General features: G+C 40.6%; 19 protein-coding genes and 1 pseudogene. 1 reads left to right on the top strand and 19 read right to left on the bottom strand.

Annotation, left to right across the window (positions count from 1 at the left end; all coding sequences use genetic code 11):
• Nucleotides 1-48: 48 nt before the first annotated feature.
• From lacG to BTU61_RS04045, 18 genes are all read right to left on the bottom strand, one after another.
• The gene (gene lacG, locus BTU61_RS04130; protein WP_200772447.1) at nt 49-1,455 is read right to left on the bottom strand and encodes a 6-phospho-beta-galactosidase; all 1,407 of its coding nucleotides are present in this window, start codon (nt 1,453-1,455) and stop codon (nt 49-51) included.
• Between the two features lie 102 nt (nt 1,456-1,557).
• Nucleotides 1,558-3,252, bottom strand: coding sequence for a lactose-specific PTS transporter subunit EIIC (locus tag BTU61_RS04125; RefSeq protein ID WP_200772446.1), 1,695 nt, complete (start codon nt 3,250-3,252; stop codon nt 1,558-1,560).
• Nucleotides 3,252-3,569, bottom strand: coding sequence for a PTS lactose/cellobiose transporter subunit IIA (locus BTU61_RS04120; protein WP_187540033.1), 318 nt, complete (start codon nt 3,567-3,569; stop codon nt 3,252-3,254). Before BTU61_RS04120 ends, BTU61_RS04125 begins: the two co-directional genes overlap by 1 nt.
• Before the next feature lie 43 nt (nt 3,570-3,612).
• Complete coding sequence (locus BTU61_RS04115; protein WP_187540031.1) at nt 3,613-4,446, bottom strand: PRD domain-containing protein; 834 nt, start codon at nt 4,444-4,446, stop codon at nt 3,613-3,615.
• A 637-nt stretch (nt 4,447-5,083) separates the two neighbouring features.
• The gene (gene lacD, locus BTU61_RS04110) at nt 5,084-6,064 is read right to left on the bottom strand and encodes a tagatose-bisphosphate aldolase (protein ID WP_200772445.1); all 981 of its coding nucleotides are present in this window, start codon (nt 6,062-6,064) and stop codon (nt 5,084-5,086) included.
• Nucleotides 6,065-6,066: 2 nt separating this feature from the next.
• Nucleotides 6,067-6,996: a tagatose-6-phosphate kinase gene (locus BTU61_RS04105; protein ID WP_200772444.1), complete on the bottom strand. Its 930-nt coding sequence runs from the start codon at nt 6,994-6,996 to the stop codon at nt 6,067-6,069.
• Between the two features lie 10 nt (nt 6,997-7,006).
• Nucleotides 7,007-7,522, bottom strand: a complete 516-nt coding sequence (gene lacB / locus BTU61_RS04100; RefSeq protein ID WP_200772443.1) for a galactose-6-phosphate isomerase subunit LacB — start codon at nt 7,520-7,522, stop codon at nt 7,007-7,009.
• A gap of 18 nt (nt 7,523-7,540) precedes the next feature.
• Nucleotides 7,541-7,966 carry a galactose-6-phosphate isomerase subunit LacA gene (gene lacA / locus BTU61_RS04095; RefSeq protein ID WP_200772442.1) on the bottom strand — a complete coding sequence of 142 codons (426 nt, stop codon included), beginning with the start codon at nt 7,964-7,966 and terminating at the stop codon, nt 7,541-7,543.
• Nucleotides 7,967-8,298: 332 nt separating this feature from the next.
• A complete protein-coding gene (locus BTU61_RS04090; protein WP_187540021.1) occupies nt 8,299-9,054 on the bottom strand; it encodes a DeoR/GlpR family DNA-binding transcription regulator in 756 nt (251 codons plus the stop codon).
• 183 nt (nt 9,055-9,237) lie between these two features.
• Nucleotides 9,238-10,953 (bottom strand): phospho-sugar mutase, encoded by a 1,716-nt coding sequence (locus BTU61_RS04085; protein ID WP_200772441.1) that lies wholly within the window; start codon nt 10,951-10,953, stop codon nt 9,238-9,240.
• Between the two features lie 36 nt (nt 10,954-10,989).
• Complete coding sequence (gene glgD, locus BTU61_RS04080; RefSeq protein WP_200772440.1) at nt 10,990-12,105, bottom strand: glucose-1-phosphate adenylyltransferase subunit GlgD; 1,116 nt, start codon at nt 12,103-12,105, stop codon at nt 10,990-10,992.
• Nucleotides 12,106-12,118: 13 nt separating this feature from the next.
• Nucleotides 12,119-13,231, bottom strand: coding sequence for a glucose-1-phosphate adenylyltransferase (locus BTU61_RS04075; RefSeq protein ID WP_187538886.1), 1,113 nt, complete (start codon nt 13,229-13,231; stop codon nt 12,119-12,121).
• 356 nt (nt 13,232-13,587) lie between these two features.
• Nucleotides 13,588-14,445 (bottom strand): methylenetetrahydrofolate reductase [NAD(P)H], encoded by an 858-nt coding sequence (metF, locus tag BTU61_RS04070; protein WP_200772439.1) that lies wholly within the window; start codon nt 14,443-14,445, stop codon nt 13,588-13,590.
• Nucleotides 14,446-14,544: 99 nt separating this feature from the next.
• Entirely contained in the window at nt 14,545-16,794 is a 2,250-nt protein-coding gene (metE, locus tag BTU61_RS04065; protein ID WP_200772438.1) for a 5-methyltetrahydropteroyltriglutamate--homocysteine S-methyltransferase, read from the bottom strand.
• Between the two features lie 536 nt (nt 16,795-17,330).
• Nucleotides 17,331-17,996 (bottom strand): potassium channel family protein, encoded by a 666-nt coding sequence (locus BTU61_RS04060; RefSeq protein ID WP_187538864.1) that lies wholly within the window; start codon nt 17,994-17,996, stop codon nt 17,331-17,333.
• Between the two features lie 9 nt (nt 17,997-18,005).
• Complete coding sequence (locus tag BTU61_RS04055) at nt 18,006-19,388, bottom strand: TrkH family potassium uptake protein (protein ID WP_200772437.1); 1,383 nt, start codon at nt 19,386-19,388, stop codon at nt 18,006-18,008.
• Nucleotides 19,389-19,419: 31 nt separating this feature from the next.
• Nucleotides 19,420-20,184 (bottom strand): nucleoside phosphorylase, encoded by a 765-nt coding sequence (locus tag BTU61_RS04050; protein WP_200772436.1) that lies wholly within the window; start codon nt 20,182-20,184, stop codon nt 19,420-19,422.
• Nucleotides 20,181-20,750, bottom strand: a complete 570-nt coding sequence (locus tag BTU61_RS04045; protein ID WP_200772435.1) for a sugar O-acetyltransferase — start codon at nt 20,748-20,750, stop codon at nt 20,181-20,183. Before BTU61_RS04045 ends, BTU61_RS04050 begins: the two co-directional genes overlap by 4 nt.
• A gap of 378 nt (nt 20,751-21,128) precedes the next feature.
• On the opposite strand from BTU61_RS04045, the gene BTU61_RS04040 reads away from it, so the two are divergent.
• On the top strand, nt 21,129-22,484 hold the full coding sequence (locus BTU61_RS04040; RefSeq protein ID WP_234700081.1) for a VWA domain-containing protein: 1,356 nt from the start codon (nt 21,129-21,131) through the stop codon (nt 22,482-22,484).
• A 198-nt stretch (nt 22,485-22,682) separates the two neighbouring features.
• Here the strand turns inward: BTU61_RS04040 and BTU61_RS04035 are convergent.
• Nucleotides 22,683-22,807 (bottom strand): annotated as a pseudogene (locus tag BTU61_RS04035) (DegV family protein); the annotation flags it as partial.

Genomic DNA, 22,807 nt, shown 5'->3' with positions numbered 1-22,807 from the left:
ACCTTTTCTAGAGTATCTGATAACAAAATAGGATACCTTCAAGTGAGGTTATTCAATCACTTGAGTTTCAGCTAATTTCTTGTACCAATGTGCAGATTTCTTAGGATAACGTTCTTGTGTATCGAAATCAACATAGAAGAGTCCGTAACGTTTTTCATAACCATTAGACCATGAGAAAACGTCCATCAATGACCAGATGAAGTATCCTTTGACGTTTGCACCATCGGCAATCGCATCAGACAATACTTCCAAGTGTTGTTTCACATAATCAATACGGCCATCATCGTAAACAGTGTTGTCCACAAATTCATCTTTGTATCCAAGTCCGTTTTCAGTGATGTAGATCTTCTTGTAGTTTGGATAATCTTTCTTGACACGCATGATTTGGTCATACAAACCTTGAGGGTAGATGATCCAGTCCCAGTCAGTACGAGGTACATAGTCAGGAGCTACACGACGTCCAACACCTTTGATTTGGTATTTAGAGCTTCCTTTTTCACCTTTACCGTTGTGGATGATTTCAGTTTCACCATCAAAGGCTTCCATCCAGTCACTCATGTAATAGTTAATTCCAAGGAAGTCGTTCAAATCTTTAGCTGCTTCAAGCGCTGCAAAGTCTTCGTCACGAAGATCCAAGCTGCCACCATTAACTGAAAGAATGTGGTTTACACCTTCCATGGTTGCATCTGAGTAGTGCCCAAGGTAAGTAGCATCCAAAATAAATTTGTTATGGATGATATCTTCCAACTCAGCAGCACGAACGTCTGCAGGATTTTTAGGATCCAATGGATACTTAGTTGGAAGGGCGTGAACAACCCCGATTTCACCTTTGTAGCCTTTGTCTTTGTACAATTTCACAGCACGAGCATGAGAAACCATCATATTGTGGTGAGATTGGAAGACTTTGGCAAGGTCGTATCGAATACCTGGTGGGAATTTACCAACCAAGTATTGACCATCACCGATTGGGCCGATTTCATTGAAAGTTGTCCAGTAATTTACTTCTGGGAATTCTTCGAAACAGAAGGCAGCATAATCCACAAAGTGTTCGATGTTTTCACGATTCAAGAAGTCTCCGTTTGAGTGAAGTGCTTCAGGAGTATCAAAGTGGTGAAGCGTTACGAATGGTTCTACATGACGTTTATGACATTCTGCAAATAACTTATGATAAAATTCTACCCCTTTTGGATTGACTTCACCATAGCCAGTTGGGAAAATACGAGACCAAGCAATAGAAATACGGATTCCATTTACGCCATATTCTTCTGCTAATTTTAAGTCTACTGGATATTTATGGTAGAAATCACTCGCTGGTTCAGCAGTATACCAATAGTTGTCTGCTAAGTATTTGTCCCATGCAACTGGTCCTTTACCATCTGTATGTGTAGCACCTTCTGCTTGATAGGCTGCTGTTGCGCCACCGAAAATAAAATCTTTAGGTAATGTTTTTGACATAAGTTTCCCCTTCTCAATCATAAAATAAAAACAAAGCAAGATGGAGAGGAGTCAGTGAGCAATCCTTCTCCATCTCACTTCAATCAACAGTAAATCTATTTATTATTGAAATTGTTCTTGAACGAATGCAAGAGCGCCTTTACCATCACGAGTCAACTTGATGTATTGAGCTCCTTCAGTCTTAGCCAATTTGATTCCAAGTTTATCTGTTTCAGCCTTCATATCTTCATAGTTTGAAGCTACTTGAGGAGCAAGGATAACAAGGTCAAATTCTGGTAACATTTCACGGTGAGCACCGTAACCACCAGCAGCAGCCTTCACAGGAACATTGTATTCTTTAGCAGCTTTATTCAAAGCATTGGCAAGAAGTCCACTAGTTCCACCACCTGCACAAAGAACCAATACGTTTGTTTCTTTTGTGATATTGTTTTGAGCTGGTTCACCTTCAGCTTTTTCAAGGATAGCATCAGCTTTCGCTGTATTGAAGTTTGCAGCTACTTTTTCTTTCAATTCATCATTAGATTTACCAGAACGTTCTTCTTCAAGAATTTGTTCATCGTAAACTTTAACGAATGGATAGTAAATAACTACGTCCACTACAACAAGAAGTGTAGCAAGGATGAATGAAAGTACTTGGAAGTTCGTACCAAGAACAATACCCAGAGGTCCAGGAGTTGTCCATGGTAGGTTAGAAGTAAATGAGTTCATTCCCAAGGTATCAACAAAGAATTTGAAAATCCATACGTTTGCAATTGGAGCAAAGATAAATGGAACAAAGAAGATAGGGTTCAATACAATTGGAGCACCGAACAAGATTGGTTCGTTAACACCAAAGAATGTTGGGACTACAGATGCACGTCCAATGGCACGGTTACGTTTTGATTTCGTTAACCACATGAACATAAATGGAACAACAAGAGTCGCACCAGTACCACCCAAAGTAACGATAAACATTTGAGTACCTGAAGTAAGGATCTTATCTGCGTGCATTCCTTGTTGAATCAACTTCAAGTTTACTTCAGCATTTGCATAAGTAATCGCTGCGATAGCTGGTTCAACAATTGAAGGACCATGGATCCCTACAAACCAGAAGAAGGCATAAGCACCAAAGATGAAGGTAATACCAAGGTATCCGTCTGCAGCTGAGAATAGTGGAGCAAGAAGAGTACCGATTGATTCAGCAACCGTTACATGAAGGCTTGCTTTAACAACTAATTCAAGTGCATACAAGAGTACAACTGATAATGTAAATGGAATCAAGTCTTTAAATACTTGTGAAATATTTGGTGGAACCTCGTCCGGCATGCGGATGGTCACATTGTTTTTCACACAGACTTTGTAAACATTAACAGTAATGAATGCAGCAATAAAGGCTGTTAACAACCCTTTAGTCCCCATGAATGCTGTTAAGAATCCGCCATCTTTAGCAGGTTCAGCAGCCATGAGCAAGAAGCCAACCATAGTAGCCAACATTGTTGAAATGTAGTTGATTTGGTTGGTTGCTGGGAGGTCACGGTTCATTGAATCTGTCAAACCCTTAGCCGTTGTCCCAGCAACGAAGAAGGCCAAGATGCCCATAGAATAGCTATATGGAGTCATCAAGAAAGTTTCAATATCTTTAGACCAATGGAATCCCCATGCGTTTGGTACATACGCAATCAGGATAAAAATAGAAGAAAATAGGATTACAGGCATCCCTGCAATGAAACCATCACGAATCGCTCGCAAATATTTATTACGAGAAATCTTCTCAAAGAATGGTTTCCCTTTTTCAATAAGCTCAATGAGTTTGTTCATTATTTAGCTCCCCTTTTATATAATTCGATGAGATGATGAATCACATCTTTTAACAAGATGGTTGTCATCAAGTGGTCCTGTCCATGCATCATGGTGATGCTGTAAGGAATTTCTGCTCCAGATGCTTCTTGAGTAAGCATAGATGTTTGCGCTTTGTGAGCTTCAGCAATGCAACCACCTGCTTCTTCAACAAGAGCTTCTGCTTTAGCAAAATCGCCAGCTTCAGCTTGTTTTAAAGCTTCAAGTAATTTTGAGCGAGCGTCGCCAGCATAAGCCACGATCTCAAAACCCAACAATTGGACTTCTTCTCTATTCATAATATTTCCTCCTTATAAATTTAATGATAGAGCAAACTAATTTTTACAAGAGACGTTGAATGTGTAACACAATGTAAATGCGTTCACTGTGGAATAAATCCACACCCGTTTCTCTTGCAATCACATCATAGATTCGATTTCCTATTTCAAAAGCCTCAGGATACGAAATCTTCAGATGTTCTTCCATTCCAAGTAAAGAGGTATTGTCCTTTCTGGATCGATCGATATAATCCAAAAAATAACTTAGATGGACCATAAAGCGGTCATAAAAATTGCTATTTAGGGAAGTTCGTTCGATATGGTTTCGAGCCAACTCCTGCTTGACTAAGTCAAGAATATGTTTGGTACGGCTAATCTCAACTGATGGAGCTACTTCTCCATCACGTCTCGCATTTATAAAGTGAATAGCAATCCTTCCAAGTTCTTCATCTGGAAAACGATCGAGTAGTTTCGATTTGAAAATGGACAGAGCCTCAGCACCAATTTTGTATTCAATTGGATACTCTCTTGAAACATCTGGTAACTTACTGCTTTGGTAGTTACCTGTTTGAATAGACTGGTAGGTACAATAAATGTGATCAGTTAGAGTTACATATAAATAATCCTGCACCGGATAGTTGTACTTCAGGGTTAATGTGTCTATCACATCATAAGTTACCGTAATAAAGTCCAGTGGTACGTCTTTTAAAAGAGCTAAAAAGTTTTCTTTGGACTCTTCCGTATTTAAACGAAAGACCTTGTCCACCAGGCTTGAAGCAATAATGTCCCCTTTTTTCTTTTGGAAGACAATCCCTTTACCTGTAACAATTAACTCTCTTTGACTTTCATCTTTCACCAGAGCTATATTATTATTAATCGGGCTTACGATCCGATACACTGCAACTCCCCCTTTCCACTTTATTATGAACCGAACTGGTAGAATGGCAGAACACAGAAAAAACTGCAAAAAGACCACAAACGAGCTGGGAAAACAGAATACTACTACTCCCGAATTCATTTGCAGTCTCGCCTAATATGACTCAGTTACGATCCACCCTATTCAAACTATGTTTTCATTATAACATTTAAAAATGTTTTTGTAAACCCTTTCTGATTCTTTTTTTGCTATTTTTTCTAAAATTTTGTTTATTTCAAACACGATTCTTGTTTACATGTCTACATTCAGGGGTTTGTAATGAAGGGGGTCCACTCTTAAAAATAACCGTGATATAGAAAGGGCAACCTCGGGCAATATCCATTTTTCCTCATTGACTGCTATTCTCCAAAGTAAAAGGGAGAATTTATTCCGAGGACAAGTCTCTTCTATCCTTTTATATAGAAGGGCATAGGAACATCCTCTAAAACTAGGAATAAGTCCCATTTTTTGAATAAACAAAAACCCTTGGAAAACAGACGATGACGTCTATCTACCAAGGGTTCCTATTCAATTTCATCTCAATTGAAGTCCAATCTAATTTAATGAGATTGGACTTCATCAGGAGGTTACGTTGAACTTGTTTTAGAAAGTTCGTCGATTAAACTCTTTCTTTCCAAGAAGTAGCAGTTTGTTGAAGAACTTTGTTCAATTCATCAATGTTTTGGAATCCTGTTGTACGCAACCATTCGCGAGCTGCTTCTTCACCTTTTTCAATATAAGATTGAACTGAACCAGCCCAAGTTGCACGTCCACAAAGTACACCGTTGAAGTTTGCGCCTGAATTATGTGCAAATTCAAGAGTTTCTTGGAACAATTTAGCTGATACACCAGCACTCAAATAGATGTATGGAAGGTTTGTAGCTTCGTCTTGTGCTTTGAAGTAAGCAGCAGCTTCTTCACGGCTGTATACCACTTCACCTTCAGCAAATCCTTCAACATATTTCATGTTTACAGGAACTTCAACTTTCAATACATCGATATTGAAGCGTGGGTTTGAGAATACTTTCATTGCTTCAATAACTTTACGAGGTTTTTCTTTAGCAAATTCAACAGAACCTGTGTCAGCATTCTTTTCATCGTAAGCCAAGATTTCCAAGAAGAATGGGATATCTTCAGCCACACATTCAGAACCTACGCGTTCGATGTAAGCTTGTTTTTGTTGGTTCAATTCATCTGCACTATCTACATCATAGTAAAGCAAGAATTTAACAGCATCTGCACCTTGTTCTTTGATACGTTTTGCAGACCATACATCCAAGCAGTCAGGCAAACGTTTTGTGCTTGAAGTATCGTATCCTGTTTTTTCATATGCAAGAAGAAGTCCAGCATTTTTGTCCAAAGCTTTAGTAGCAGGAAGTCCATATTCGGGGTCAAGAAGCATAGATGAAGCATATTTTGTCAATTCATCTGCTACAAGAACTTTCAATTCTTCCATTTGAGCTACAGTTGGTTCAGCATCTTGGTATTGACCCATCAAACGTTTCAAGGCACCACGTTGGTCAAATGCCAAAGCTGAGATGATTCCATTTTCGTCTGAAAGTTTTTCTAATGATTTACGTTTTTGTGCTGTAAGCGCCATTTTTATACCTCTTTTACTTTAATTTCTTTATATAGTTGATCGTAGTTGTCCATATTCACATGGCCAGTCATTTTTTCTTGTGCATTAAGCATTCCTAATACCATTGCGTGTTTCAACAATTCTTCGTCATTTTTTTGACTATTGAGAGCTGATGAAATTCCAGCAACCGTAGAATCTCCAGAACCAACCGGATTGACTACTTCAATTTTAGGAATATCCACTTTGTAGAAGGTGTTTTGATGCTTGGCAAATGCACCGTCACCTCCAAGTGAGACAATAATCCATTCAATGCCATCAAATAAAGGATCTGTTAACACTTCTTTCAAATCTGAAAGATCTTCTGTTACTTCTTTACCCAACAGTTGAGAAAGCTCTTCATTGTTTGGTTTGATAACAGTTGGTTTGAAGCTAGATTTCAAAACTGCCTCTAAAGATTTTCCTGATGAATCTAGGACAACCTTGCGTTGATGCTTTTGTGAGATTTCAATCAGTTTTGCATAGTAATCTGTAGACAGACCGGCTGGGAGACTACCAGAAATAGCAATAACATTTGAATCCTTCATCAATTCTTCAAAATGGCTTAAGAATCCTTCTGACTCAGAGTTGCTAATTTCAGGTCCTGCTTCCAGGATTTCTGTCTGATTCCCTTCATGTAGAATCGCGATACAATTCCGTGTATCACCATCGATATCAAAGAACGCTGCCTGAACTCCTGCTGGCAAATGCTCTTTCAAAAATTGACCATTTGTACCACCGACAAAACCTGTCGCTACTACTTGATCTCCACTTTCTGAAAGGACACGTGTAACATTAAGACCTTTCCCACCAGCTGTTTTAGAAACTTCAGATACGCGATTGACGGTATCCAAGTTCAATTTTTCTAGTGGATAAGAAATATCAATAGATGGATTCAAAGTTACCGTTAGAATCATATTCTACCCCTTAGTCGTGATATTCACCGCGATCCCATTTTTCAAGAAATTCAGTAAAGAAGTTTGCATCTGCTTGGTGAGCATTATGGGTTTCAACATGTTGGATTTTTGCAATCAATTTTTTGTTTTCTTCAGTTGGTTTGTATTCAGCATGAATGAATGCTTCGATGATGTCGCACATCAACAATTCACCAGTGATTTTACCACCAAAACCGATGACGTTCGCGTTCAATTGTTCTTTAGCATAAAGAGCAGAAGTCATATCGCGAACCAATGCAGAACGGATACCAGGAACTTTGTTTACCGCATTGTTGATACCAACACCAGTACCACAGATACATACACCAAGATCTGCTTGGCCGCTAGCTACAGCTTCACCAACTTTTTTACCAAAGATTGGGTAGTGTGTGCGGACATGGTCATATGTACCAAAGTCAAGTACTTCATAACCTTTTGATTTCAAAAATTCTGAAACAGCCATTTTTTCATTTGTAACGATATGGTCACAACCAATTGCAATTTTCATTTTTTTCTTTCCTCTTTCCTAGCACATTTTATTAAGCATATCTACACGAATTTGGTGACGACCACCATCGTATTTACCATTTACGAAACCTTTAACGATGTTTTTAGCTAATTCATCCCCAACGATTTCAGCACCCATAGTAATCATACGAGCGTTGTTGTGTGCACGAGTCATATATGCAGAACGTTCATCAGAAACTTCAGCAGCAACCATTCCTTTGATCTTAGTAGCAACCATGAATGGACCAGCTCCATAAGCATCGATCACAATACCCAAATTGCCATCAGCTGCGTTCACTTCTTTTGCAACTGCCAAAGTGACGTCAACAAAATCTTGACCATCTGCAGTTACATCAACTACTTCAAATCCTTCAGTGTTTAAAAAGTCTTTTACAAGTTCTTTTAAACGTTTTCCAGATGCATCTGCACCAATTACAATAGCCATTACTATGCCTCCAAAAAATTATTTATGATTGATCGATTGCTCGATCAGTTAAAAAAGCACCTCAGATGCAAAGCATGTTAAGTTACTTTTTACATACATCTATAATATACACCATTATAAACAAAAAGTCAACATTTTTTGTTTGATTTTATCTTTAATTGGTCATAAACGAATTGTTTAGTTTTTAGACAGCGGTTTCATTTGTTCGTTTGTGAACAAAAATAGTGCGAAACAGAACGATTTAAAAAATCGCTTCTAATTCCACACTACAAGCAACTCACCAGTACAAGGATGAGGGGACCCTCGTACTCTAGCTACGATTATTTTATTTTTTAAACGATCACTTGAGTATAAACTTCTAACTCTTCGTGAGCATTGTCGGTAGAGACATCTGTAATCACAGCTGTCACATCACTGAGCGAACAGATCGAGGTAAAATCTTCCTTGCCAATTTTTGATGAGTCCATTAAAAGGTAACTTTCAGAAGACTTTTCAATTGCTAAGCGCTGTGTGAAGGCTTCTTCGAATGAGGAGGTCATCACTTGACCATCTTTGATGCCGTTTCCACTAAAGAACATTTTATTGTAATACATCCGTTCTAATAGGGCATTGGTGATCTCCCCCACAAAAGCCTGTGTCAAGTCCCTCATCTCTCCACCCAAAAGGATCACTTTAAAGGTATCTGAACTTTTCTTGTAGAGTTCATTGAAAATAGGGAGACAATTGGTGATGACACGTAACTCTTCATTTTGAATTTCTTCTGCCAAAATTTCAACAGAGGTCCCAGGTCCTAGGAAAATCGTCTCTCCATCCTGAATCAACTTTGCAGCTTTTGAGGCAACCTGTCTTTTGGCCGCAATATGTTGATACAACTTTTCTTCATGAGGGATTTCTCTGTATTTTAATTGTTGATTACTGCGAGCTCCTCCGTGAATTCTTGTAATCAAGCCTTGTTCTTCTAACTCGGCCAAATCTCTGCGGATCGTCATATCAGATACCTTCATCATTTCCACGATTTCAGTAACCGTTATCACACCTCTACGATTCACTAATTTTTCGATCTCGACCATGCGTTGGTGTTTTTTCATATTTTGTACCTATTTCACATGTTTTGTTTGTATTCCTTTTTCTATTATACCTCTTTTCTCTTTTCAAATCCACATTTTTTGTTTAAAACAAACACTTTTTGATTGAAAATCAGGGGAACCAACTCCCGTTTCAAACAAATAGAGCCACCAGATAGCTCTATCCAATGACTCTACTTGTTTATTTTACCCTACAAAAGCATTGATTTCTGCTTCGATATGGGCGATTTTTTCTTTGGCATCTGCTTCAGATGTTCCAACTGTAGCGATGTAGAATTTGATTTTTGGTTCAGTTCCTGAAGGGCGGACAGCGATCCATGAATCGTCAGCCAAGCTGTATTTCAGCACATTGCTTGGAGGAGTTGTCAATTTTTCAACGCCGTTTGCTGTAGTAGCCGTTTGTGCCAAGAAATCTTCTGTCTTAACAATATCTGTCTTGTTGAATTGTTGAGGAGCATTGCCACGGAATTTATCCATGATTTTCTTGATTTCAGCAGCTCCATCCACACCTGAAAGGGTGACAGAGATGGTCTTTTCTGCGAAGTAGCCGTATTCTTTGTAGATTTCAGCAATACCGTCTGCCAAGGTCATGCCACGTGAACGATAGTAAGCAGCGATTTCAGCTACGATCAAGACAGCTTGGATTGCATCTTTATCCCGTACGAATGGTTTGATCAGGTAACCGAAGCTTTCTTCAAAACCGAGCATGTAAGTGTGGTTGTGTTGGGTTTCAAATTCGTGGATCTTTTCACCGATAAATTTGAAACCAGTCAAGACGTTAAACATGGTTGCGCCGTAGCTTTCTGCGATCTTCGTCACCAACTCAGTTGATACGATGGATTTACAGAGGGCCGCATTGGCAGGAAGAGTACCAGCTGTTTTGTGAGCTTCTAAGATATATTTGGCGATGATAGCACCAATTTGGTTTCCTGAAAGGTTGAGGTAAGAGCCATCTGGTTGGCGAATTTCAACACCAAGACGGTCTGCGTCAGGGTCTGTTGCGACCAATACGTCCGCATCCACTTTGCGTCCAAGTTCTTCAGAAAGGGCGAAAGCTTCTTGGTTTTCGGGGTTTGGAGATTTAACAGTAGAGAAGTCTGGGTCTGGAACTGCCTGCGCTTCAACCACTTGAACCGCTTCAAATCCTGCTTGCGCAAGAGCACGACGAGCCAACATTTCACCAGTACCATGAAGTGGAGTGTAGACAATCTTCATGTCACGGCCGTATTCATTGATTAAGTCTTGGTTAATGTTCACACCTTTGACTTCTTTGAGGTATTCAACGTCAACGTTTTCCCCAATGACTTCAATCAAGCCACTTGCCTTTCCTTCTTCAAGGTCAGCGAGTTCCACTGTAAAAGGATTTTCGATCGCACGGATGTAGTCTGTCAAGGCATCTGCATCTGCTGGTGGCATTTGTCCACCATCTTCTCCATAAACCTTGTAACCATTAAATGGTGCAGGATTGTGGCTAGCGGTCACCATGATTCCAGCAAATGTGTGGAGGTGACGGACGGCAAATGACAATTCAGGTGTTGGACGAAGGCTTTCAAATACGTAAGATTTGATGCCGTGAGCTGCCAATACTTGAGCAGATTCAAAAGCAAATTCAGGAGAGAAGTGGCGACTATCGTAAGCAATCGCAACTCCGCGTTTCTTGGCTTCCTCGCCTTTAGAGTCGATCAATTGAGCCAAGCCTTCTGTTGCTTGACGGACCACATAAATGTTGATACGGTTTGTACCAGCCCCAATATAGCCACGCATACCAGCTGTACCGAACTCTAGGTTGGTATAGAAGGCATCTTCTTTAGTTTTTTCATCCATAGCGACCAACTCATCATGAAGATAAGCTGGTAATGCAGCAAAATCGAGCCATTTTTGGTAGTTTTCTTGATAAGACATGATGATTCCATCTCCTTTTTATTTGACAAATACAAATTAAATAATGCTATTTTCCTTGATATAGATAGGTTCTTCGTATTCTCCGACAATTTCAACAGGATGTTTAATGATTGTCGATTTGTCTATAATCGCATTTTCAATGTAGGCACCTGTTCGAATATGAACGCGATTTAAGATAATGGAGTTTTTAACGGTTACTCCATCTTCAATGACAACATCCCGATCGATGACCGAATTTTCAACTTGTCCATTAATGATACTGCCATTTGCTAACAGGCTTCGCTTCACCTCAGATAGGGGACCATATAAGGTTGGAGAGGAGTCACCTGTTTTTGTAAAGATTGGCCAATTTTGTTTGAACAATAATCTTCTATTTTTGGCTTCAATCAGTTCTAATTGCGTTTGGTAGTAGGACTCTGTATTGTTTATACATGCCACATAATCTTTATGTGCATAGCCAATCATCTTGTACTCGTCTACGACATCTTCCAAGATATCTCTAAACCAATACAAAGAAGAAACTTGATTGGCACGGTTGATTAATTCAAGAAATGTTTCTCTTCTCATGAAATAAGCTTCTAAAGAGATCGGGCGGTTCTTATACTTTCCGTGATTTTCTTGGAAATTCACAATTCGTTTGTCATCTCCAAAGGTTAGGGTTGTACAACCTATAAAATTCTCTCTAGCCGTTGAAACATTTTTATAAAGAACGGTGATATCCGCACCCGTGCGTTCAAAATCTTCCTGAAGTTCCGAAAAATCTTGACTGTAAATGAAATAACTTGGAGCAATTAAGACAAATTCTTTATTTGAATCTTTAATATAGTGCAGATTGTCCGTAAAGGCCTTCACATCATGTTGGAAAATCTCAGATGCATTATGGTCACTATTTAACAAGCGCAATTTGCCTCGTTTGCTATTGATATTATACTGGGTTCCTGCACCAACATGTTGAATCGTTGAGCGACTATTGGACGGGATGTAGACCTGGTATTCAGTGATCCCAGAATTTGACATATTTGAAAGGACAAAATCAATTAAATGGTATCGAGCCAAAAAGCTATAAGCCTGTGGAGATTTATGGGTTAGAGAAGTCCCAAAATCAACATTTTTACCTTCAATATTTACAATTCCTAAAGTATTTCGCAACATCTTTTCACCCCTCCTACTTGTTTACATTCCGATCAATTAAGAGAATGTTGTCAGCTGTTCCTTTTAATTGAACGCCTTCGCCAATCGTCACATTTTCTGAAATAATGGCGAAATCAACACTCGCATTTTTTGAGATACGAACACCAGGAAGGAGGACGGTATTGGTGACCACTGCCCCTTCTTGAACGACTGCATCCGTTGAAATAACCGAATGGTTTACAGTTCCTTCAATAACAGCTCCCTTATCAATGTAAGCAGACGACACAACTGCATTTTCACCAATGACTTGAGCAGGAGAACCTTTGTCTTCAGAGTAGACCTTCCAAGTTGAATCAGATAAATTCAATTGATCAGAGTGGTCAATCAAATCCATGTTGGATTCCCAGAGACTCGTAACGGTACCAACGTCCTTCCAATACCCTCTGAATGGGTGCGCAAATAATCTCTTGCCATCTTCTAAGTATTTTGGAATGATGTCTTTTCCGAAATCATGGGAAGTTTCTGTACTTTCTTCATCTTGCAACAGATATTTCTTCAAGGTTTTCCAAGTGAAGATATAAATCCCCATTGAAGCTAGGTTGCTCTTTGGTTTGGCCGGTTTTTCTTCAAATTCAACAATACGGTAATCTTTATCCGTATTCATAATACCGAAACGAGAAGCTTCATCTAACGGAACTTCAATAACTGCAATGGTGGCATCCGCTTGATTTTTTTCATGCGTTTCCAGCAATTTGTCATAGTTCATCTTGTAAATGTGGTCACCAGAAAGAACCAACACATATTCTGGCTCATACAAGTCGATGAAGTCAATATTTTGAGTAATGGCATCTGCCGTTCCTTTATACAGATTGAAGCCCTCAATTTTTTCTCGAGGTGGAAGGACGAAAATACCGGATCCTTGGGTATCCAAGCCCCAACGTTGAGACTGGGAAACATAGGCATTCAAAAGAATCGACTCATACTGGGTCAGAACACCGACAACATCTATCCCTGAGTTTGCACAATTACTAAGCGGAAAATCGATAATTCGATACTTTCCTCCATACGCTACTGCAGGTTTTGCAATTTTTTTGGTTAAACTTTCTAACCGGGTTCCACGGCCACCAGCAAGAATCATTGCCAGCATTTTCTTTTTTGCCACGGCTTTGTCCTCCTTGTTTCATTTTCTATATTATAAATTATACCACGAAACGTTCTCAAATGGAAACGTTTACATGAACAGTAGGGAAACTATTTCCCTTACTGATTTTTTTGCCTGTATGGCAAAGAGTTCTTAGACACAAAAGAAAGCTTTAGCCTCTCCAATTCTAGAATAGATTGTTTCGTCAAGACTCTATTTTAGAGACTCCCACTCTTTTTTGTTCGAAAAGGAGGGCTAAAAGACTTTTTAGTGAAACTCGTCACAAGTGGCTTCAAAAAATAACTAGAGAAATTCTCATTTTCAGTTGTCTTTCTCTAGTTTTTAAAATTTTGTACCAGTTTTTATTGGTGTTTAAATAGAGGCTTGGTTGCCTGATGGACTTGATGAGCTACCTCAGCATTGTTCATCGTATACAGGTGAATACCTGCTACGTCTTGAGTGACCAAGTCTACAATTTGATCGACGGCATAGGCAAGCCCTGCTGCTCTGAGCGACTCAGGGTCATGCTCATACTTGTCTAAGATAGCCTTAAACTTACGTGGGAGATGGATATTCTCACAAGTCTTCAAGAGACGAAGCGCTTGGTTACGATTAAGGATTGGCATGATTCCTGCATGAATCGGTACATCAATACCAGCCAAGGTGCACTTGTCTTGGAAATCGTAGAAACGCTCATTATCAAAGAAAAGCTGCGTGACAAGGCTCGAACAGCCTGCATCGACTTTCTTTTTAAGATGTTGAATATCTAAGATCTGATTGGGCGAGTCTGGATGACCTTCTGGATAGCAGGCCCCCACGATTTCAAAATGTGGTGCCTGGTCCTTGATAAACGCAATCAAGTCTGTTGCATAGCGAAAATCTTTTTGAGGCTCAACATCAGGAATCATATCCCCACGAAGGGCCAAGATGCGCTTGACCCCGACCTCGTCTAAAGCCACAATCGTCTCAGCTACTTTTTCCTTGGTCAAATAAATGGCAGGAAGGTGAGCGATGGTTGGAATGGCTAGGTCGTTTTGAATATGATCTGCTAACGCAACCGTCGTTTCTTTAATATTGTATTTATTATTGCTAGCAGTCACACTGATAAAATGTGGTGCCAAGGTCTGCATACTTTCCAACGCCTGCAAAATCTTTTCATTTCCAACAGCAGGATTTGGAGGAAATACTTCAAATGAAAGAGACGGTGTTTGTTGTGACATATTCTATCCTTTTCTATTTTGTTTTGATCAGGAATCGCAAGCTACTATTTGTGATTTGAAAACCTTCTACAGGCATATAGAAGGTTTTCAAATTATTTTTTACAAGTGTTCACGTGCTTCTTTAGCAGCATTAACCAGTTTGATCAAACTTTCTTTTGTTTCTTTGATTCCGCGTGTCTTCAAACCACAGTCAGGGTTGATCCAAACTTTGCCACTTGGTACTTTCGCCAAGATTGCTTCAATTGTGTGATCAATTTCACCGTCTTGTGGGACACGTGGTGAGTGGATATCGTAAACCCCAGGTCCAACTTCTGTTTGGAAGTTTTTCGCTTTCAACTCATCCAAGATTTCAAGGTTTGAACGGCTCGCTTCAAATGAGATAACGTCCGCATCCAAGTTGTCGATAGCTGGGATGATATCTGTAAATTCTGAGTAACACATGTGCGTGTGGATTTGTGTGTCTGGTGCTACTGTTGAGTGTACCAAACGGAAGGCTGGAATCGCCCAGTCAAGGTAGTCTTCGTACCAGTCACTGCGACGGAGTGGCAATTTTTCACGAAGTGCAGCTTCATCGATTTGGATGATTTTCACACCTGCCGCTTCAAGGTCAAGTACTTCATCCTTGATAGCAAGAGCGATCTGAAGAGTAGAATCCTTGATAGAGATATCTTCACGTGGGAATGACCAGTTAAGGATGGTAACCGGTCCAGTCAACATACCCTTAACAGGTTTGTTTGTACGACTTTGTGCGTAGCTAGACCATTTCACAGTGATAGGGTTGAGACGAGTGACATCTCCCCAGATGATTGGTGGTTTCACCCCACGCATACCGTATGATTGGACCCAACCGTTCTTAGAGAAGAGGTAACCAGACAAGTTTTGACCGAAGTACTCAACCATGTCGTTCCGTTCAAACTCACCGTGTACAAGCACGTCAAAGCCAACTTCTTCTTGCCATTTGATCCATTCGTCGATCGTTTTAGCAAGGAAGGCATCGTATTCTTCTTGTGACAATTCACCCTTACGGAAAGCCAAACGTTTGGCACGTACTTCTTTCGTTTGAGGGAAGGAACCGATGGTTGTTGTTGGAAGAGCCGGAAGCTTGAAGGCTTCTTTTTGGATTTCTTCCCGTTCTGCGAAGGCTGGCAAACGAGTGTAGTCTGCTTCTGTCAACGCTGCGATGCGAGCATGAAGTTCCGCATTTGCTCCGACACGTTCTGTCGCAAAGAGTTCTTTGTTAGCAGCAAGAGCTTCTGCGCCTTGACCGTTGCGGATAGCATCCAAATCACGCAATTCACCCAATTTTTCAACCGCAAAGGCAAAGTGGTTCAAGATTGCTGGTTCAAAATCTTCATTAGCAGTTGTAAATGGCACATGAAGAAGTGAGCAAGAAGTTGTCAAGACAACCTTTTCAGCTGGAACTCGATCCAAGATTTCTAAGCTCTTTTCATAGTTGTTGCGCCAGATATTTTTCCCATTCACAATACCAGCATAAAGGGTCTTATCAGCTGGGAAGCCACCTTTAACGAGTTCAAGTGTTTTCTTCCCTTCAACAAAGTCAAGACCAATACCATCTACTGGCAAGTTCACGAGATCATTATAGACATCACGAACATCACCAAAGTAAGTTTGGATCAAGACTTCAAGGCCTTTCTTGTCCGCCAAGAGTTTGTTGTAGAGGTTCAAGAAGAGGGCTTTTTCTTCAGCTGACAAATCTTTGACAAGAGCTGGTTCGTCGAGTTGGATACGAGTCGCACCAAGTTCAGCCAATTTGGCAAAGACTTCTTGGTAAGCAGCAACCAAGCCGTCGACGAAGTCTTCCTCTTTTACACCATCTTCAAAGTCAGATAATTGAAGGAAAGTGAATGGTCCAACAACAACTGGACGAGTGTTGATACCCAATTCTTTTGCTTCTTGGTACTCATCAAAAATCTTGTGACCAGCCAATTTCACTTCTGTTGTTTTTTCAAATTTTGGAACGATGTAATGGTAGTTCGTGTTGAACCATTTCTTCATTGGAAGGGCACGTACATCCCCTTTTTCACCTTGGTAACCACGCGCCAATGCAAAGTATTGTTCCAATTCTGTTAAATCCAAGCTTTGAACAGAAGCAGGCACAACGTTAAATAAGAATGCCGCATCAAGGAAGTTGTCATAGTGAGAAAAGTCATTTGATGGGATTTCAGTGATGCCTTGTTCTTTGACGATATTCCAGTGTTTTGCACGCAAGTCTTTGGCGGCTGCCAAGAGTTCATCTGCAGAGATTTCTTTTCTAAAGTATTTTTCAGTTGTAAATTTTAATTCGCGGAATTCACCCAAACGAGGGAAACCGATAATTGTTGTTGACATGATGTGTCCTCCAAAAATTCTAATTGACACTATCATATCAGAAGAATGCTTTCTTGTATAATTGCTTTTACGCCAATTTTGTTATAGCCAAAAACTATAACACCGATCCAACAAGGCCTCAAGTCCTTTCACCGGACAGAAAACTAGGACCTCTTATAACATTTTCCTATAACTCTTCCGATCAGAGTTCCCTCATCTTCCATCAGCAACTGCTATACAAAAAAATCTGCACTCCAAATAGAGACAGATTTCATTTTATAATTGATCATATGGCAGTCCGCTCAGAAATTTGTTGGACAAGTTTTAACATTTTTTCTGTAATTTGATCATTTGGTTTCCTATTTTTCCTAAATCATTTGTTCTGATCCCTAATTATATCATTTTTGATCTGATTTTGACAGAGAGATCGTAACACTCCAATCTGAGTTGTTGAGGAAAGTAGACTTGTACTTGTTTGATAGCAAGAAACATTCCAAACCGATCTTTCTCACCTGTCGTGTCGGATTCTACTGGTTTCGAGCTGACTTCCTATTTGATCAATCCAATAGGTCCTGGATTCTTTCTAGGTACTGATTATCGGTCACTGCCATGACACGTACATCAGCTGGCCATACAAAATCAGGACCAAACTGGCTCTGGAGTGGTTGGTCTTCCGCATTTCGATAGCCAATGATATTGAGTTGATACTGGTTTCGGACTGCCAATTCTCGGATACTTTTTCCAATCCAGGCAGTTGGAACCATAAACTCAACAACCACGACTTCTTCATCCAATTGAAAAACTTCAATCGTATGTTGAAAGAGGATCATCTTTGCCAAAGATCTTCCGGCTTCAACTTCAGGAAGAATGACCAAATCGGCTCCAACTTTTTCCAGTACTTCTTTGGTTACTTCATTTTTCACTTTGGCAATGACCCGCTCCACTCCCAGTGCCTTACAATGCATCACCGCAAGCACACTAGATTCCAAACTTTCACCAGTCGCAATCACGACCGTATCACAGTTTCCAATATCCGCTGCATCTAGTAACTCGATATCTGTGAAGTCTCCAACAATTCCTGTTGTAATAATCGATTCGTATTGATTGATCACCTCTACATGGTCATCAATCGCAATCACATCTACCTCTTGGTCTTTGAGACCTTTTAAAATACTTTGTCCAAAAATTCCTAATCCTAGAATTCCAATTGTTCGTTGTACCATCATACTCTCCTATCCAACAATAAGGTCTGCCTTGACATATTGCAAGGTATCCGCCTTTTTGGCTTGGTATTGATTTAAACTGACCATCAAGGTTAAAGGACCGATCCGTCCGATAAACATGAGGGCCATGATAATGCTAAGACCTGCTCCATTTAGGGTAGAGGTCACATTGGCCGATACTCCCACAGTCCCTAGGGCTGAAGCCACCTCAAAGGCCAGGTAAATAAAGCGTTGCCCAGCAGGCGTCACCAAACCAATCCCAAATAAACCGAGAAGGAAGGTTAATTGAAAAATGACAGCTGCGCCAAAGGATCGTTGCACGAGTTCTGGCGAAATGGTCCGTTTCCCCAAGTTGGTATGAGGCAGTCCCAAGAGTTCCTTGCGGGCCAAGAGTAAAAGCACCAAAAAGGTCGTAATCTTCATTCCCCCCGCTGTTCCGCCAGGCGCTCCACCTAGAAACATCTGAAGGATATAGACAAAGAGCGTCACTGGATGGGCTCTGGTATAATCGAGTGAGGCAAAACCGGCGGTCCGCATACTCACAGTCTGGAAGAAACTCACCAAGACCTTGTCCCCAAAAGGAAGCGAACCAATGGTTGCTGGATTATTAAACTCTGTCAATAGACTGGTCAGCGTTCCCAAAATGAGAATAGCCGCTGTCAGCCAGAGGACAACTTTGGTATGAAATCGTAAGGTCTTACGTCCAGACTGGTTCTTGGCCTTTGTTGCCAAATCAAACCAGACCATAAAACCCAAACCTCCTGTAATAATCAGGGTGGATAGGGTCAGATTGACTAGCCAATCGGTCTGGAAGCTCATCATACTATCGCCCCCAAAATTATCAAAACCTGCATTACAAAAGGCCGAGATCGAGACGAAAATAGCATTAAAGATCCCGTGTCCCCATCCAAATCGTGGAATGAAACGGATCATCAACAACAAGGCTCCTAAGACCTCTATAATAAAGGTTGTCATAAAAATGGAGCGTACAAAACGACTTAGACTCTTATTGTTGCTGAAACTAAAGCTATCTCGTAAGGTTTGCCGATTTTTATAGCCTAATTTTCTACGTTTTTCTATGAAGAAGAGACCGATAAAGGTCAAGATCCCCAATCCACCGATCTGAATCAAGAGCATACAGATCAACTGCCCCCATCCATTATAGGTCGAAGCTACTGACTGGGTAAAGAGACCCGTTACGCAAACCATCGAAACCGTCGTAAAGAGATGATCCATATAGGTCGCCTTCGAACTGGCTAACTGTACAAGAGGCAGGCTTAATAAGATTGATCCTACAAGGATCACCAAGGCAAAACTGAAAAAAATCCGTCTTGCGGGAGACAGGCTCAATACCCTGGTCCGCCATTTTTTTAAAAATAATTTGATTTTCATACCGTTATTGTATCATAAAACAGGACAAGACTCACAGAAGATGGACCATCTCTATCGAAAGTCCTAAGGCCTTGTCAAAAGCTTGGGATCCCCAATCACGCTGGTCATAATTTTCCAGATCTGCAAGGGAATCTGCGGTAAATAGGAGCAAGCCCCAAACCACACGACGAAGCTGGGCTACTGCTGCAAGCGAAGCGCACTCCATCTCCACAACACTACAGCCTTCTTGAATGCGATAGGCCACCTTGTCAGGCGTTTCTCGATAAAAGCCGTCCGTCGACCAGGTCATGACTTCTTGATAAGGAATCTCTTTCCCTTTCAAGACAGTTTCAATGGCGGTCAGCGCTTGACGATTCACTTCCATATAACGAGAAGGCGCTACATAATGGTAACTGGCTCCCTCATCTCGCAAGGCCTTGGTCGGGATTAAAAAAGCATTTTCTTCTATGTCTACCAAGACCCCACAGCTACCTGCTGAAATGATCTTCTTCACTCCATAACCAATCAACCAATCCATGAATTGGGCAGCAGCTGCAGAGCCAACCGGCGCTTGTGCCAAGCAGATTTCCTCCCCTTGGTGCTCCAGAACATAGACTGGATAAGTCTTGGTAGCAGAGACAAAGCTAGCTACTTGTTTGGCTCCAACAGCTTTCGCAAAGCGATCGATCTCATCCTCTAAGAAAGCATAAAGGCATTTTTCAGGCAAGTGCACATCAAGCCCCTCATGGGTCGGCATAATGACTGCCTGCGGATTGTCGTCAAACTCTAAAATGGGAATTTCATGCCGATGTATCATTCTTTCTCCTTTTTGATAGGTATTTCTTTGATGACACGGGCTGGGTTTCCTGCAAGGACCACATTGTCTCCAAAAGACTTGGTCACGACTGCACCAGCACCAGCTACCACATTGTCACCTAGCGTCACGCCAGGAAGGATGGTGAGCCCTCCTCCTGCCCAGAAATTGTCCCCTATCGTAATCGGAGCTCCGTACTCGAGACCAGAATTGCGCTCATCTGGATCCAGTGGGTGTAAGGGGGTCAAAAATTGGCAATTGGGACCGATCATGGCATTCTTTCCGATGGTAATGGGACAAATATCCAACATGGTCAAATTGTAATTGGCATAGAAATGCTCTCCCAAATGGATGTTGACGCCGTAATCCACAAGAACCTGACGATTTAGATAGAGGTTGTCGCCAGTAGAGCCAAACCACTCTTTGATGATGGCCGCTTCTTTTTTAGGGTCCACCTCTTGGTTAAAGGCTTCCTGCTTCTCCCGAGAGGCTTTGGCCAAAGCTCGTAATTCAGGATCCGAAGGTCTATAATAGTCACCTGCAATCATTTTTTCATATTCACTGGCCATAAGGACACCTCCACTTTATTTTGACTTATTATAGCAAATTTCCCAGGTCTAAATCAAGAACAGAAGAAGATAAAACTGACGAATCAAGATTTGAAAGACCAAACGATTGCCTAACTATCCAAACATAAATAAAGTGACTAACTAGTATTTCTTTGATTTTAAAGAATGGACTCAAAAGCTATCATTATAGAGAAGCGATTTATTTTCCTCTAATTAATCATTTTAATATTTTTTTGTTTTTATGTATATTTTTAACATGTGGTATTTTATCAATAACTAGAGATAAAAATATCTTGAAAACCCTTGATTATTATACCGTTGACAAGTTTTTCAAAAACCTGTATGATAGAAAAAAGTTTATTAAAAAGGGGACGTATTTTGAAAAAATATACTATTTCACGTAAACAAACTTTAACTTTAGCATCCGTTGTTTTAGGAACTGTCTTCACAGGAACGACTATTGCTTCAGCTGATGACGTTGCACCTAGCACAACCCAAGCTGCTCCTGCAGCTACTACAGCAGCAAAATCACCTATCACTGCTGCAACCGAAGAAATCAACGCCAAAGCCAATACACCCGTTGTGCCTGCTGATAAAGCAAAAACTGGGGATGTTATCGCTGTGGATGTCCAAAAAACAGGACCAGCTACGAAAACAGACGGTGCAGATACAACCACTACCTCAACAGCAACTATCAAAACGACTAGCTTAGCCGATCAAGACACACCTGTTGGCACTTCAAAACAAGTGTCATCTACCAAGACAGCTACATCAACTAAGGAAACAGCTGACTACACTGAGACAACAACTGAAACCGTCAACAAAACAACTGTAGTCGAAGTGACAAAAGAAGCAGATGTCGTCAACAAAAAAGAAGTCCAAGGAACATCAGACATCGTTTTTGTCATTGATAAATCGTTCTCAATGGACGACCATATTAATGATACGATGAAAAATGTTGAGACATTCGTCCGTAATTTATCTGCAAAAAATATCCAAGCACGCTTGGGATTGGTTGATTATGAAGACTCAAAGCATACCAACTACCATGATTTTAATGGATCAAAATTTACAAATGATCCAGAAAGCTTTATTTCTGCTTTAAAAGCAATCAAAACCTACGGTGGTTATGAAAATGCTACTGTTCCATTGCACCATATCGCTACTTCAGCGGATTATAACTGGGGGACTGGAGCAAACAATCATCGCTTTGCTTTCTTGATCACAGACGAAGACATTGATCTTACAAAAGATACACCAACCAAAGAAGCAACACTGAAGGCCCTTCAAGATGCAGGTATCTCTTTGACCGTAGTTGGTAAAACATATACATCTATTAAAAAAGACTTTGCTCCATTGGTCAATGGGACAAATGGTCTTTACCTAGATATTGACAAAAACTTTGCTGACTTGTTGAACGTTCAATTTGCCAATAAAGTGGTTGAAACCGTTCAAAAGGGTCGTGTCTTCAAGGTACAAACAGACAAGTATGAGTTGATCTCAAAAACCCATCGTGTGGCGAAAGCAAAACCACAGACACCTAGCATCCAAACACCGGCCAAAAATGAGCCAGTTAAAACGGCAGTTTACATCGCACCAGCAGCTCTTCCTCAAAAAGAAGCAAGCCTTCCAAATACTGGAAGCAAGACCTCAACAGCCTTGACAATTCTTGGCCTTGGTCTTCTTAGCATGGGTGCTGCCTTCGGGCTCTCTCGTAAAACGAAGAAAGACTAACATGAAAAAGAGAGTGGGACAGAAATCGGTCATTCGTTAGAATTCGATTTCGTCGTCCCACCTCCGCACAGTTGAGTAGGGCTGTAAAAGCTGATGAAATCAGCGTAGTAGAGCCCACTCAACCACTGCGTCTTGCTCGACAATCCAAAGACAATTGAGAGGCTAGGACTTTTGTCCCAGCCTCTTTTTAGTGGTAATTTAAATTTCATACCCCATAAGGAGTCCGCCTTCTTCAGCGTAGAAACTACAAAGTCCAGAAGTTGGGAGGACTTCGATAGCTGCATGGGCAAATTTCTCACGAACCAATTCAGAGAATTGCTCGA

The organism is Streptococcus lactarius, from assembly GCF_016642265.1.
Taxonomy (GTDB): Bacteria; Bacillota; Bacilli; order Lactobacillales; family Streptococcaceae; genus Streptococcus; species Streptococcus lactarius.
This window is presented reverse-complemented; position numbering and strand designations above follow the sequence as displayed.

What these genes read in the sequence shown, in the direction of transcription:
- BTU61_RS04050 (WP_200772436.1), bottom strand. Translation starts at nt 20,184, where the DNA reads ATGATACATCGGCATGAAATTCCCATTTTAGAGTTTGACGACAATCCG.
- BTU61_RS04090 (WP_187540021.1), bottom strand. Translation starts at nt 9,054, where the DNA reads ATGAAAAAACACCAACGCATGGTCGAGATCGAAAAATTAGTGAATCGT.
- metE (WP_200772438.1), bottom strand. Translation starts at nt 16,794, where the DNA reads ATGTCAACAACAATTATCGGTTTCCCTCGTTTGGGTGAATTCCGCGAA.
- lacB (WP_200772443.1), bottom strand. Translation starts at nt 7,522, where the DNA reads ATGAAAATTGCAATTGGTTGTGACCATATCGTTACAAATGAAAAAATG.
- BTU61_RS04105 (WP_200772444.1), bottom strand. Translation starts at nt 6,996, where the DNA reads ATGATTCTAACGGTAACTTTGAATCCATCTATTGATATTTCTTATCCA.
- BTU61_RS04060 (WP_187538864.1), bottom strand. Translation starts at nt 17,996, where the DNA reads ATGGTACAACGAACAATTGGAATTCTAGGATTAGGAATTTTTGGACAA.
- lacA (WP_200772442.1), bottom strand. Translation starts at nt 7,966, where the DNA reads ATGGCTATTGTAATTGGTGCAGATGCATCTGGAAAACGTTTAAAAGAA.
- BTU61_RS04085 (WP_200772441.1), bottom strand. Translation starts at nt 10,953, where the DNA reads ATGTCTTATCAAGAAAACTACCAAAAATGGCTCGATTTTGCTGCATTA.
- lacD (WP_200772445.1), bottom strand. Translation starts at nt 6,064, where the DNA reads ATGGCGCTTACAGCACAAAAACGTAAATCATTAGAAAAACTTTCAGAC.
- BTU61_RS04075 (WP_187538886.1), bottom strand. Translation starts at nt 13,231, where the DNA reads ATGCTGGCAATGATTCTTGCTGGTGGCCGTGGAACCCGGTTAGAAAGT.
- metF (WP_200772439.1), bottom strand. Translation starts at nt 14,445, where the DNA reads ATGTCACAACAAACACCGTCTCTTTCATTTGAAGTATTTCCTCCAAAT.
- lacG (WP_200772447.1), bottom strand. Translation starts at nt 1,455, where the DNA reads ATGTCAAAAACATTACCTAAAGATTTTATTTTCGGTGGCGCAACAGCA.
- BTU61_RS04045 (WP_200772435.1), bottom strand. Translation starts at nt 20,750, where the DNA reads ATGGCCAGTGAATATGAAAAAATGATTGCAGGTGACTATTATAGACCT.
- BTU61_RS04120 (WP_187540033.1), bottom strand. Translation starts at nt 3,569, where the DNA reads ATGAATAGAGAAGAAGTCCAATTGTTGGGTTTTGAGATCGTGGCTTAT.
- BTU61_RS04125 (WP_200772446.1), bottom strand. Translation starts at nt 3,252, where the DNA reads ATGAACAAACTCATTGAGCTTATTGAAAAAGGGAAACCATTCTTTGAG.
- glgD (WP_200772440.1), bottom strand. Translation starts at nt 12,105, where the DNA reads ATGTTGCGAAATACTTTAGGAATTGTAAATATTGAAGGTAAAAATGTT.
- BTU61_RS04055 (WP_200772437.1), bottom strand. Translation starts at nt 19,388, where the DNA reads ATGAAAATCAAATTATTTTTAAAAAAATGGCGGACCAGGGTATTGAGC.